The sequence below is a fragment of the Paenibacillus sp. FSL M8-0212 genome, assembly GCF_038004645.1.
Lineage (GTDB): Bacteria > Bacillota > Bacilli > Paenibacillales > Paenibacillaceae > Paenibacillus.
On record NZ_JBBORP010000001.1, the window covers coordinates 4,060,242 to 4,072,909 of the forward strand.

Consider the following 12,668-nt stretch of genomic DNA (forward strand, 5'->3'; position numbering starts at 1 on the left):
GGTAGGGATGAACATGGATGATCGGATTATTTCCGCGAACCTGATGATGGAGGACCAAAATGTTGAGTTGAGCCTTCGTCCCCGGTATCTGAATGAATATATCGGGCAGAATCAGGTGAAGGAAAATTTAAAGATATATATTGAAGCTGCCAAATTTCGTAATGAGGCATTGGATCACGTTTTGTTATATGGCCCACCTGGACTGGGTAAAACAACACTTGCCAACATTATTGCCAACGAATTGGGCGTTAACCTAAGAACTACGTCGGGCCCAGCCATAGAACGCCCGGGTGATCTTGCAGCATTGTTAACCAATCTGCAGGAAGGCGATGTCCTGTTTATTGATGAGATTCATCGTTTGCATCGTACGGTTGAAGAAGTCATGTACCCCGCTATGGAAGATTCGGCATTGGATATTATGATTGGTAAAGGTCCAAGTGCACGTTCTGTTCGGCTGGATCTGCCGCCATTCACTCTGATTGGGGCTACAACGCGTGCTGGCTTGCTGTCTGCTCCACTTCGAGACCGATTTGGTGTTATCAGTCGCTTGGAATTCTATACGGTTGATGAGCTGGCTTATATCGTCTCACGCTCTACCGAAATATTGGGTGTGGAGATTGTGGGAGATGCTGCGCAAGAGATTGCATTACGCTCACGTGGGACACCGAGAATCGCGAACCGTTTGTTAAAACGAGTACGTGACTTTGCACAGGTGCGTGGGGATGGGATTATAACACAGACACTCGCGGAAGAAGCGCTGCAACGTCTCCAGATTGATCCGCGTGGCCTGGATGAGATTGATCATAAAATGCTTAAATCGATGATCAACAGCTTCCGGGGAGGCCCGGTAGGGTTGGATACCATTGCTGCTACAATCGGGGAAGAAAGTCAGACGATCGAGGATGTTTATGAACCGTATCTGCTTCAGATTGGTATGATTCAGCGTACCCCAAGGGGCAGGATCGTAACAGATCTCGCCTATCATCATCTGGGTCTGCCTGTTCCACCAAGAGACGGGAAATAATCAAACCTGTTGGATATTTCTGATTTGAAAATTCACCATAAACATTGAAATAATCACATGTTAACCCGATATAAAGTCAAGGAAATGCACGGAGAGGAGTCTGATTGTGGGAAAAGCAATACGAACGAAGAAGTGGAGTCGTCGATTGAAGGTACTGGCGGCAGCTCTTTTGACAGTAGGTTGTCTGCAAGTGCCTGCATATGCAGCAGGAAATGATGGACAGACGATCCGGGTAGCCATGTTTGCGAATCTGGGCAGTACGTATAAATCAACTACACCACTCATTACGCTTGAATCGACAGGACAATGGAGCATCCAATCGGAGAGTGGCGCAAATGTAAGCCTTCCGGCAGGGCAGGTCCGTTTCAGCGCAGATGGATTTCGAGTGAAAGTGTTGGAAACAGCGGATTTCAAGGCAGCATCTGCAGCAGCAAAATTGTTGCAGGCAACCGCAGATAAACCGTTGCTGTTCACAACGTCTGTGAATGGAAATGCTATTTACCAGCTCTACACAGGCAACTATGCAACGGAGGCACTGGCAGGACAAGCTGTTACACGGGTACAAAAGGTAGCGGCAGCTCAATTGGCTGGTCAAAAGCCAGCTGTAACAGGAAGTAAACGCCTGTCTGCTGGAACCTATGGTTCGATTCAGGAAGCAGAGGCAGCACAAGCCAACCTTTTATCAGCAGGAGTTAGTAGTGTCTATCCAGTCCTTCAACTGAGTGGAGGAAGCCAAGCATATGCGGTATGGGTGGGTGAAGCTTCAACGGATGCGGAATTAACCGCATTGAAGAAAAGTGTGGAAGCCAAAGCTCCAGGGGTAAGCCTTACACCTGTCAACAATAGTGCAGGGCTCATCATCCGCCAGGATGCAGGATTAAGTACGGATGCACTCAAAACAGCTCCGCATTACACCATTGCAGGTACTGATTCCAAAGCATTGGTACAAGGAAATAGCAATGGTATCAAAGTAGTGGAACGTTCCCAGCGAACGTATCGTGGAGATATGGAAATCAGCATCGTGAGCGGTGATCTGGCGTTGGTCAATGTCGTTCCGCTGGAACAATACCTGTACTCTGTCGTAGGGGCAGAGGTGTATTCCTCCTGGCCTGCTGAGGCTCTGAAAGTTCAAGCTGTAGCTGCTCGTTCCTACGCGCTTCAACAGGGTGAACGTTTCAAAATTGCAAATGTTGTGGATACAACGCTCAGCCAAGCCTATAACGGGATTGGTTCGGAGAACGATAAAGTAACCAGCGCAGTGGATGCAACTGCTGGAGAAGTGGTCAAGAGCGGTGGGAAAATCATCGAAGCTGTATTCTCCTCCAATGCGGGCGGCCAGACGGCTCATCCTTCTGAGGTATGGAACGGTGGAGCAGGTGTGTTCACCAATGTAGTTAGCTCGGGGGATACATCAGCCCAGGCAGGATTACATACGTGGTATCATGTGCTGCTCAGCTCAGGCGTTAGTGGGTACATTCGTGAGGATAACATCAAAGAATTAACGACCAAGACCAATGCAGGACTGGCTAAAGTGACGGTAACAGCTCAGAATACCAATGTGCGTGCCATTCCGTTAATTCAATCCACCGTTGAACCTGTAGCTAAAATGAATCCAGGCAACGAAGCTGTTGTACTGGCAAAAGTAGCTCAATCCAATGATTATGCTTGGGTGAGAGGACCTTTCACGTCTGCACAGTTGGTTAAATCCCTTCAAGGTAAAACAACAGCGTCTGTTCCTGCTTCCATCTCAACCTTGGAAGTGACCAAGCGTGGACCTTCCGGAAGAGCACTTGAAGTCACTGCCAACGGACAGGCTATGACGGTGAAATATGCCGATACATACCGCTCTGCACTAGGTGGATTACCGAGCACTTTATTTGATATTGCAGGGACCGGAAGTTATACTGTATTAGGCGCTGACGGCAAAACAGCCAGTAAAACCGGCTCAAATGGTGCCTCTGTATTGTCTTCTTCTGGCACGGGAATGTCATCCGGTAATGCACTTGTAGTTATGAGTGGTGATGGTCAAGCCAGAGCGGTAACGCAGGGTCAGACCTACATGTTCATCGGTCAGGGCAATGGCCACGGATTGGGCTTGTCCCAATGGGGAGCCAAAGGCATGGCAGATGAAGGGTATGATTACCAGGCAATATTGAAACACTATTATCAAAATGCGACTATTGTTAAGGAATGAAACTAAAATGAATGTGAACTTATATGATTTTGAATTACCAGAGCAATTGATAGCACAGACGCCGTTGCTTGATCGCACGGCATCCCGTTTGCTCACCTTGAACAAAGATAGTGGTGAGATTAATCATCAAACGTTTCCCGATATTATCGATTTTCTGAATTCCGGCGATACATTGATTCTGAATGACACACGTGTTCTTCCAGCCCGTCTGTTCGGTACAAAGGAAGATACCGGAGCAAAAGCGGAAGTGTTATTGCTCAAAAATGTGGAAGGCGACAAGTGGGAAGCACTGGTTAAGCCGGGGAAAAAGCTGAAAGCCGGTTCGGTGATCGTATTTGGCGATGAACTGAAGGCAATCATTGAAGAAGAAGGCGAGATGGGGGCACGTACACTTACGTTTACGTATGATGGAATCTTCCAGGAGATTCTGGACCGTCTGGGTGAGATGCCGTTGCCACCTTATATCAAAGAGACATTGGATGACCGTGAACGTTATCAGACCGTGTATGCCAAGCATGAAGGATCGGCGGCTGCACCTACAGCGGGACTGCACTTTACGGATGAATTGTTGGATCAGATTCGTGCCAAAGGTGTTAATGTGGCCTTCATCACGCTTCATGTAGGACTGGGAACATTCAGACCGATGTCGGTTGACGTTGTTGAAGATCATGTCATGCATGAGGAGTATTACTCCTTGTCACAAGAAACGGCAGATCTGATTAACCAGACCAAAGAGAATGGACACCGTGTTTTTGCGGTTGGGACAACGAGCTGCCGGACTTTGGAAACGGTAGGCAGCAAATTTGAAAATGGAATACTGCAAGCGAGCAGCGGATGGACCAGCATTTTCATCTATCCAGGCTATTCCTTCAAAGTAATTGATGGGATGCTTACGAATTTTCATCTCCCGAAATCCACGTTGGTTATGTTGGTTAGTGCACTAGCAGGCAGGGAACATATTATGCAGGCATATGAGGAAGCCATCCAAGAGAAATACCGGTTCTTCAGCTTCGGCGATGCCATGTTGATATATTAGTATAACGATTAACTTTTAGAGGATGATTAAAACCAATGGCAGCAATTACGTATGAACATATCAAAACTTGCAAACAATCCGGTGCACGTCTGGGACGTGTACATACACCTCACGGTATTATTGAGACACCAACCTTTATGCCTGTAGGTACACAGGCGACTGTCAAAACAATGAGCCCTGAAGAGTTGAAAGAAATGGATGCTCAGATTATTTTGAGTAATACCTATCACCTGTTTCTGAGACCAGGACATGAAATCATCCGTGAAGCTGGCGGATTGCACAAATTCATGAACTGGGATCGTCCAATCCTGACGGACAGCGGTGGATTCCAAGTGTTTTCTCTTAGCGAGATGCGCAAAATTACGGAAGAAGGCGTTAACTTCCGCTCCCACTTGAATGGAGACAAGAAGTTCCTTTCACCTGAAGTGGCCATGGAAATCCAGAATGCACTTGGGTCCGATATTATGATGGCGTTTGATGAATGCCCACCGTATCCGGCTGAATATGAATATGTCAAAAAATCACTCGAAAGAACGAGCCGCTGGGCAGAACGTTGTCTCGAAAGTCACGCTCGTCCGCATGACCAAGGTCTGTTTGCCATCGTACAGGGAGGCATGCATGAAGATCTTCGCCGTCAGAGCGCCGCAGATTTGACTTCCATGGATTTCCCGGGGTATGCTATTGGTGGACTGAGTGTTGGAGAACCGAAACATTTGATGTATGGTGTATTGGATTACACGTTACCTTTGTTGCCATCCAATAAACCACGTTATTTGATGGGGGTAGGTTCGCCCGATGCGTTGATTGAGGGATCTATTCGTGGAGTGGACATGTTCGACTGTGTTCTGCCAACTCGGATTGCCCGTAACGGAACAACAATGACCAGCCAAGGACGTCTGGTAGTTCGCAATGCCAAGTTTGCAACTGATTTTGGGCCACTTGATCCTGAATGTGATTGCTACACTTGTCGCAACTATTCCAGAGCTTATCTGCGTCATTTGATCAAAGCAGATGAAACATTTGGCCTGCGTTTGACAACGATCCATAATCTTCATTTCTTGCAGAATTTGATGCGTAATGTACGTAAAGCCATTATGGAAGATCGTTTGCTTGATTTCCGGGATGAATTTTTCGATCAATATGGTCTTCATGACAATGACAAAGGTTTCTGATTGAGTTTTTGAGGAAACTTGCGTAACAAGCAATATCTGTATGTATAGTCGATAAGGGGGAGTTTGAATGTTTCAGGGAATGACTCTAGCAGGAGCACAAGCGGGTGGAGGCATTGTATCTTTGATTGTACCTTTGGTACTCATGGTTGCAATTTTCTACTTCTTGATGATTCGTCCACAGAACAAAAAGCAAAAGCAACGGAATTCGATGCTGAGCCAATTGAAAAAGGGCGATAAAATTGTAACGATTGGTGGCCTTCACGGTACGATCGCTGAGATTACGGACGATGTGGTTGTACTGCGTGTAAACGATGTAACTAAGCTTACATTTGACCGTAATGCAATCAGCACGGCTGTAGCTCGTGATACGGCTGTTGAATAGTTACTGTAACATAGAATAACGAGGGTGCGTTTGTGGCGTATTCCCTAGTAGAGAACCGGATCTCCCTGGAGACCCGGTTCTCTTTTTTGATTTATGAGGGAAGTTCGATGTTCTTTACCAAGCAGTCAGGAGCGATGCGTATTAACACCGAACATGCCACCGAGAGCTGAAATGAAGAACGCGCTAAGCAGTTGTAAACTATCCTTCCAATTAAACGAAGCATCCAGCGCGAGAAATCCGATCAACAGCACAAGGAGTCCATATACGATTCCGGTAATCCCTCCGTAGTACCATCCTTTTTCACCAGAACGTTTGCCTGCGACAAAACCACCAACCAATAATGACAAGCCATGAACAACATAGGTATACAACGAGAGGTCCTGTTCCCGCATTCCGCTCATCCAGAGAAACAAGGAGAGAATAAATGCCCCGATAAACATCCATACAAAAGCCTGACAGAGGCCTGACAGAATCGGATTGGACACTCGAAACGAAACCAAGCGGCGGATCAATTGCATGAAGCAACCCCCTTGTACAAGTTATAAGTTAATACAGTGTATGGTCAAGCCTTCGGACTTATGAACTGTTTTCCATTAAATGAACGGATTATTTCTGCATGAGCATGTAAGGTTCAGGTCAAAATAGGGATTGCACTACCCAGCTAACTGTTAAAAACTCAGCTTCGAAGGAGGACCCCTGTTGTGAACTTCCCAGATGTCGGATCACATATCTTTCGAACCATTCTCATGTACTTTCTGGTGTACTGTGCAATGAGGGTTATGGGTAAACGTGAGATTGGTAAGCTATCCATGTTTGATCTTGTTGTCTCCATTATGCTTGCTGAAATGGCTGCTTTTGTCATTGAAGATATTGATAAACCGCTCTCTCACGGGATAGCCCCCATGCTTACCTTGATCATTGTACAGATCGGAATGGCCTTTATAGGTCTTAAAAGTCGGCGTCTTCGCCTGATAATTGATGGCAAACCTACTGTTTTGATCTCCAAAGGCGTTCTTCACCGGGATGAGATGCGGAAGCAACGATATAATCTGGATGATCTATTGCAACAACTCCGTGAACAGAATGTAGACAGTATCGGTGAGGTTGATTTCGCTATCTTGGAGACCACAGGCAAGCTGACCGTTTTTCCCAAGGATGAGAATGCTTCTAACGACAGCAGTTCTTCCGGCTCTGATTCAGAAGGGGCTTCTTCCGGTAAATCCAAAACGGGAAAAAACCAGATTGACGGATTTCCAAATATCAAATATGAAGGTCTGCCACTACCCTTAATTATGGACGGAAAGGTCCAGGATCAGAATCTGGAGATCATCCAGAAAACGAGATTTTGGCTGAAAAATCAAATTCAACATAACGGAATTATGGATTTCAAAGATGTATTTATATGCTCCATTGACCACAATGGGAAGATATATGTCAGTCCAAAAGATGATAAAAAATGAAAATCATTTGCCTGACCGGCGCTTAAACCATGAACCGATCAAAGGGGCACGGGACAGATCATGAAAGTCAATCATTTTGGTCCAGCCCATAACGATGAAATACACAATAAGTCCGACAAAAGGAGCGAGAAGCATCCGGAACCAGAAGGGCAACATCATCGCAGTCTCTTCGTACACGAGTAGGGTCGCTGCTCCCATAATAAACATTCCTGCTCCCGTCTTGACCCAATCCATCATTTTGAAGCGGAACTGTAACAAACTGCGTACGCTTTGGGCATGTAACAGGGTAACTACCGTAGAATTCACACAGATGGCGATGACTGCACCGAAGATGCCATATTCAGGCCTGGAAGCGAGCGTTAAAATCAACGTGATTTTGATAACAGCACCGATAAATGTATTCAGCAGTGCTTTACCTGGGCGGTCAAGAGCTTGTAATGCAGCTTGAAGAGGGGCTTGAATATAAATGAACAAAGCAAAAGGAGCCATTAGCTTCAGCATGCTTCCAATCGATGCATCATTATACAGAACAAGACACATCGGTTCGGCAAGCACATACATAAACACAGAAAACGGAGCACCTGTCACAAGTGCCAAGCGTAAGGCCTGATGCATTCTTTTGTGAATCAGTGCGCGATCCCCCTGAGCAGAAGCCTCGGACAGTGAAGGCACAAGTGATGTCGCGAGCGATGAGGTTAGTGCACCCGGCAGCAGCAGCAAAGGAATAATCATACCTTGTAATGCACCATATTGTGCTGTAGCAAGCCCTTTGGATATGCCTGCCAGAGCCAGACTTTGGGCAGTAACGATGGTTTCGGCCAAATAGGATAAGGAGCCAACCAATCGGCCTGCTGTAACAGGAATAGAGATTGCAAGCAAACGCCGGATTAATCCGGGCTGTGGAGTACCCGTCTCTTTCAGAACTGAAGGTATTGGGTTTAAAGGCTTGGCTGAAGGTTTGGTTGTGAGATTGGACATGTTCTGTTGCTTAGCTAGAGGTAACTCTTTCTTCTGCCTGTTATACTTCCACAAGAGTACAAGCATACCGCCGAATTCTCCAACGAGTGCGCCCAGCATGGCACCAGCAGCAGCTTGGGCAATACCGTGGGGGAGAAGAAGCCAGGCAAACCAAATGACACAGACGATACGAATGATGGTTTCAACAATGGATGAAATGGCAGTAGGCATCATGTTTTGCTTACCTTGGAAATACCCTCTGTAGACGGCTGATACGGCGATAATGGCAATCATGGGGCTCATACTAACAAACGTATGGTACACCCGCTCATCTGTGAGCACGTACTTGGTAACCCAGGGTGCAAATAGGATGCACAAAAACATGAATACAACACCCAGGGTCAACGTAAAGCTTAAGCTGACTTGCAGGATTCGCTGGGGGGAATAACGATTGGCACCGGTATCAGCTTCGGCTACGAGCTTGGCTACGGCGAGCGGAATACCACCCGTAATTAATGTCACCAGTACGATAAAAAAGGGATAGCTCAATTGGTAGATGCCAACACCTTCTGCACCAATGACTCGTGGCAGCGCAATGCGCGGAATGAAACCAAGTATTCGATTAATTATGCCTGCCGCGAGCAGGATCATGGCCCCCTGGATAAATGTCTGTTTCTTCAAGACTACCCCTCTTTCCCGGTTGAAAGTACAGGCTATCAACATAAACGGGACAAAGCCGTTGTTCTTCATCCTATGCCAGTCCTTTATCTTCTCATGACAACTTGGACACGATTAACAAAAAGAACCATAATCAGCAAGAAGGAATATGATCAAGCGAAGTCGAATCATGTAATATTGATGCCGCATAAAGGCTTGGATGTACGAAGGGAGGCTCCCCGTTGGAAGAAATGAATGATGTGGAGTTGGAACAGTCAATAGAGATGCTCTGCCGTAGCAAAGCGGAGGAATTAAGGCTTGTCGGTTACGAATATGTCACCAGCAAAGATGTCTGGAATTGCGTCAGTCATAAATATGAAAAACAGGGCATTCCACCGCTTCACCAGCTGGTGAACGACATTTTGTCACTGAAAGCAACAAGCTTTATGAACTTTATGACCGTGTCTGCATACCGGGGGTCCTCTTTCTAGACGAAAGGGATCTTTTTTGTTGAAAATTGACTGCTTTTTACGGCATCGCTATAATAGGAATATTGAGAACGAAAGGGGATCTAGGAACGGCATGAAAAGAATTATCAGTTTCATTCTGGTCGTGCTTGTCACCACAGGGGTAATGGTGGGAACAAGCCCGGAACTGCTCAAAAATATACGCTTGGGCCTTGATTTAAAGGGAGGCTACGAGATCTTATATGAAGCAGAGCCGCTCGAAGCAGGTCAACAAGTCACCAAAGCATCTCTGGTGCAAACGGCCAAAAGCCTTGAAAGCCGCGCCAATGCGCTCGGAACAAGCGAACCGGAGGTAACCACAGAAGGAAGCAACCGGATTCGTTTGAAGTTGGCAGGGGTTACGGATGAGGCTGAAGTTAGAGCCAAAATGAAAGAACCGGCTGTTTTGACCTTCCGTAGTAAAGCTGAGAACGACAAGGAAGGCGAGTACACCAAAATCGAACTTCGCGGAAATGAATTTGTTGAGAATGCAGCCAAAGTTGTGTTCACTCAATTGAATGAGCCTATGATTGACATTCAAGTGAAAGACAAAGCTAAATTTTCCGAGATTACCAAACGTTTGATCGGACAACCTCTCGCTATTTATTTGGACGATGAGCTGTTATCTGCTCCAACCGTTAGACAACAGTTGACAGATGGTTCCGCTCAGATTTCGGGTGCTTACACACGTGACGAAGCAAACCAGCTTCGTGACACCATTAACCTGGGTGCATTGCCACTGAAACTTACAGAGAAGTATTCACAAAGTGTTGGTGCAACACTCGGTAAACTTTCTCTGGATCAGACCATTAAAGCGGGATTGATTGGTTCCGTTATTATTCTAGTGTTCATGATTGGGCTTTATCGCATTCCTGGTATTATTGCGAGTTTTGCCTTGATTACACATACGTGGCTGGTACTTGCAATCTTCTATTTAGGAGAATTCGTACTTACCCTTCCAGGTATTGCGGCGTTTATCCTGGGTATAGGGATGGCGGTGGATGCCAATATCATCACGTACGAACGGATTAAAGAAGAGATGCGCAGTGGTAAGTCGATCTTGTCTTCGGTTAAAGCGGGTGGTAAACATTCCTTCCGAACAATCATTGACTCCAACATCACAACCATTATTGCTGCGGCTGTTATGTTCTTCTTGGGAACAGGTGCGGTTAAAGGTTTTGCACTCGTGCTGATTTTTGATATTGTCACCAGTATTATCACGAATATTTTCTTCTCCCGCTTCCTGTTGACCCTGCTTGTACGGGGTAACGTGTTGAAGAAGCCTAAGTACTTCGGAGTGAAGGAGAGTGAAATTCGTGCGCTTTAATTGGAATTTTGATTATGTTAAAGGTAGTAAGATTGCCTATATCTTCTCGATTATTCTGACGATTACGGGGATCATCAGCATTCTGGCTTTGGGTTTGAATTACGCGGTTGATTTCCGTGCTGGATCGAATGTGGATATCTCGGTATCCAAAGCAATCACAGCGGAGCAGATTAAACCTATCGTTAAGGACATCGGTGTTGATGAGGGTGATGTTACCATTACACCGGGGGCTGACCGTGTAAATGTTCGTTTCTCCAATGAATTGGATGAGACCCAAGAGAGCAAATTTAAACAGGAATTTACCAAACTGGATGCATCGGCTTCCTATGAAGTAAATACCGTTGATCCGGAGATGGCCAAAGAATTGGAGCGCAACGCGATCTACGCGGTACTCATTGCAAGTATCGGGATCATGATCTATGTTGCAATCCGGTTTGAGTGGCGCTTTGGTTTGGCTGCGGTTATCGCACTCTTCCATGACGCATTTGTCGTAATAAGTGTGTTCTCTATCTTCCGTTTGGAAGTCGATCTGACCTTTATTACTGCAGTATTGACCATTGTCGGGTTCTCGATCAACGATACGATCGTTATCTTTGACCGGATTCGTGAGAATCTGCGTTTTGCCAAAAAGACAACCAAAGCCGACCTACGCGAAGTAGTCAATCGCAGTTTGGCTCAAACGATGACACGTTCCCTGAATACAACATTCACCGTGTTTGCAGCTTCAATCTGTTTGTTCATATTTGGTGGAGAATCCATTCGCATGTTCTCGCTTGCTATGGTTATCGGAACACTGTTCGGCGCATATTCTTCAATCTATATCGCCGCTCCACTATGGCTGATGCTTAAAGGTAAACAAGTGGAAAAGCCAAAAACAGTAGCTAAAGAATCTAACTAAACATCTTATTGTGAGCCGCGTCTGCCAGGCGCGGTTTTGCAACTTTATGTACAGAATTAAGGGGGAATATTCATGACCAGAGAACATATCCCATCTGCTCAGGCTGCCACATGGAGCGGTATTGCTGGTAATATGGGACTTGCGGTGATCAAAGCGGGAGTCGGTTATATGGCAAACAGCAAATCATTGCTCGCTGACGGCTTGTATTCTGCTTCTGAAGCTGGTTCTGCCCTGGCTGGTCTCTTTCCCTCCAAGTCTGTACGCGATAAGAGCAGGGCTCACAGGGGACGGTTTAAAGAACATTCACATGTTGCTAGACCCGGAATCTCAGTATTGTTATCTGTCCTGATCCTCATGGGTGGATTACAACTTGCTATCTCCGCATTGGGTAGTCTCTCCGGAAGTGAACCGGAAGCGCCAGGCAAGTCGGTACTTTTGGTGGCTGTTGCAGCTCTGGCTGTGAAAGAAGCAATTTTTCAATTTCAGTACAGATATTTCCGTAAACGAAACCAGTCTCAGGCGCTGGCCTATGCACAGCAACATCGTCGTTCGCTCTATTGCTCGCTCACCGTGTTAATCGGCATTATAGGATCGATGGCTGGTGAAGAGATGGGTTTGAGCATGTTGCTCTACCTGGACCCCACGGCAGCGTTGATTGCTTCCTGTTTTGTGCTTCACAAGGGTTACCGAATGATTGTGGACACAGTCTATGGTTCACTCATTCAGGAACTGCAGCAGGAAGAAGCGTCAGATTTCAAAGAGACTGTACAGCGGGTGTATGGCATCATTACCATTGAACATTTGGTTGCACGTGAACAGGAACATGACGTTACGATTGAGCTGGTTATTAGTGTGAATCCAAGAATCTCAATACTGGAAGCACAGGAGATTGCGAATCGCGCCAAGACACTACTGCTAACCCGGTTCAGTCATGTGAAAGAAGTACAGATTCAAGCGATACCTTATGATCCAGGTTATCCTTATAAATCCAATCATGAACTGCCCGATCACGAAGCGACATTAATTCAGTAGTGAAGCGCGGGTCCAGTAGATCA

Annotated in this window: 12 protein-coding genes; 10 read left to right on the top strand and 2 right to left on the bottom strand. The window is 46.2% G+C overall.

The window, feature by feature from the left end; genetic code table 11:
- Positions 1–13 precede the first annotated feature (13 nt).
- The 5 genes from ruvB (at position 14) to yajC (ending at position 5,808) form a co-directional block, all read left to right on the top strand.
- On the top strand, positions 14–1,024 hold the full coding sequence (ruvB, locus tag MKX68_RS17955) for a Holliday junction branch migration DNA helicase RuvB (RefSeq protein WP_091020485.1): 1,011 nt from the start codon (positions 14–16) through the stop codon (positions 1,022–1,024).
- Positions 1,025–1,130: 106 nt separating this feature from the next.
- Positions 1,131–3,218, top strand: a complete 2,088-nt coding sequence (locus tag MKX68_RS17960; RefSeq protein ID WP_340913378.1) for a SpoIID/LytB domain-containing protein — start codon at positions 1,131–1,133, stop codon at positions 3,216–3,218.
- A 7-nt stretch (positions 3,219–3,225) separates the two neighbouring features.
- A complete protein-coding gene (queA, locus tag MKX68_RS17965; protein ID WP_340913381.1) occupies positions 3,226–4,254 on the top strand; it encodes a tRNA preQ1(34) S-adenosylmethionine ribosyltransferase-isomerase QueA in 1,029 nt (342 codons plus the stop codon).
- A 35-nt stretch (positions 4,255–4,289) separates the two neighbouring features.
- Positions 4,290–5,426: a tRNA guanosine(34) transglycosylase Tgt gene (gene tgt, locus MKX68_RS17970; protein ID WP_036616872.1), complete on the top strand. Its 1,137-nt coding sequence runs from the start codon at positions 4,290–4,292 to the stop codon at positions 5,424–5,426.
- Positions 5,427–5,493: 67 nt separating this feature from the next.
- Positions 5,494–5,808, top strand: a complete 315-nt coding sequence (yajC, locus tag MKX68_RS17975; RefSeq protein ID WP_145324035.1) for a preprotein translocase subunit YajC — start codon at positions 5,494–5,496, stop codon at positions 5,806–5,808.
- A gap of 125 nt (positions 5,809–5,933) precedes the next feature.
- On the opposite strand, the gene MKX68_RS17980 is transcribed toward yajC, so the two are convergent.
- The gene (locus MKX68_RS17980; protein WP_036616878.1) at positions 5,934–6,326 is read right to left on the bottom strand and encodes a TIGR04086 family membrane protein; all 393 of its coding nucleotides are present in this window, start codon (positions 6,324–6,326) and stop codon (positions 5,934–5,936) included.
- Positions 6,327–6,554: 228 nt separating this feature from the next.
- Here MKX68_RS17980 and MKX68_RS17985 point away from each other — a divergent pair, with 228 nt between their 5' ends.
- Positions 6,555–7,268, top strand: coding sequence for a YetF domain-containing protein (locus MKX68_RS17985; RefSeq protein ID WP_445671122.1), 714 nt, complete (start codon positions 6,555–6,557; stop codon positions 7,266–7,268).
- A gap of 3 nt (positions 7,269–7,271) precedes the next feature.
- Here the strand turns inward: MKX68_RS17985 and spoVB are convergent, their stop codons facing one another.
- Complete coding sequence (gene spoVB / locus MKX68_RS17990; RefSeq protein WP_340913386.1) at positions 7,272–8,906, bottom strand: stage V sporulation protein B; 1,635 nt, start codon at positions 8,904–8,906, stop codon at positions 7,272–7,274.
- A gap of 227 nt (positions 8,907–9,133) precedes the next feature.
- On the opposite strand from spoVB, the gene MKX68_RS17995 reads away from it, so the two are divergent.
- From MKX68_RS17995 to MKX68_RS18010, 4 genes are all read left to right on the top strand, one after another.
- Entirely contained in the window at positions 9,134–9,373 is a 240-nt protein-coding gene (locus MKX68_RS17995) for a post-transcriptional regulator (RefSeq protein ID WP_036617497.1), read from the top strand.
- Between the two features lie 91 nt (positions 9,374–9,464).
- Complete coding sequence (gene secD, locus MKX68_RS18000) at positions 9,465–10,715, top strand: protein translocase subunit SecD (protein ID WP_051447453.1); 1,251 nt, start codon at positions 9,465–9,467, stop codon at positions 10,713–10,715.
- Complete coding sequence (gene secF, locus MKX68_RS18005; protein WP_091027615.1) at positions 10,705–11,613, top strand: protein translocase subunit SecF; 909 nt, start codon at positions 10,705–10,707, stop codon at positions 11,611–11,613. Before secD ends, secF begins: the two co-directional genes overlap by 11 nt.
- Positions 11,614–11,685: 72 nt before the next feature.
- Positions 11,686–12,645 (top strand): cation diffusion facilitator family transporter, encoded by a 960-nt coding sequence (locus tag MKX68_RS18010; RefSeq protein ID WP_340913389.1) that lies wholly within the window; start codon positions 11,686–11,688, stop codon positions 12,643–12,645.
- The last annotated feature ends 23 nt before the right edge of the window (positions 12,646–12,668 follow it).

Coding starts and splice junctions, on each gene's coding strand:
- ruvB (WP_091020485.1), top strand. CDS start 14: ATGGATGATCGGATTATTTCCGCGAACCTGATGATGGAGGACCAAAAT.
- queA (WP_340913381.1), top strand. CDS start 3,226: ATGAATGTGAACTTATATGATTTTGAATTACCAGAGCAATTGATAGCA.
- tgt (WP_036616872.1), top strand. CDS start 4,290: ATGGCAGCAATTACGTATGAACATATCAAAACTTGCAAACAATCCGGT.
- yajC (WP_145324035.1), top strand. CDS start 5,494: ATGTTTCAGGGAATGACTCTAGCAGGAGCACAAGCGGGTGGAGGCATT.
- MKX68_RS17980 (WP_036616878.1), bottom strand. CDS start 6,326: ATGCAATTGATCCGCCGCTTGGTTTCGTTTCGAGTGTCCAATCCGATT.
- MKX68_RS17985 (WP_445671122.1), top strand. CDS start 6,555: ATGTACTTTCTGGTGTACTGTGCAATGAGGGTTATGGGTAAACGTGAG.
- MKX68_RS17995 (WP_036617497.1), top strand. CDS start 9,134: ATGAATGATGTGGAGTTGGAACAGTCAATAGAGATGCTCTGCCGTAGC.
- secD (WP_051447453.1), top strand. CDS start 9,465: ATGAAAAGAATTATCAGTTTCATTCTGGTCGTGCTTGTCACCACAGGG.
- MKX68_RS18010 (WP_340913389.1), top strand. CDS start 11,686: ATGACCAGAGAACATATCCCATCTGCTCAGGCTGCCACATGGAGCGGT.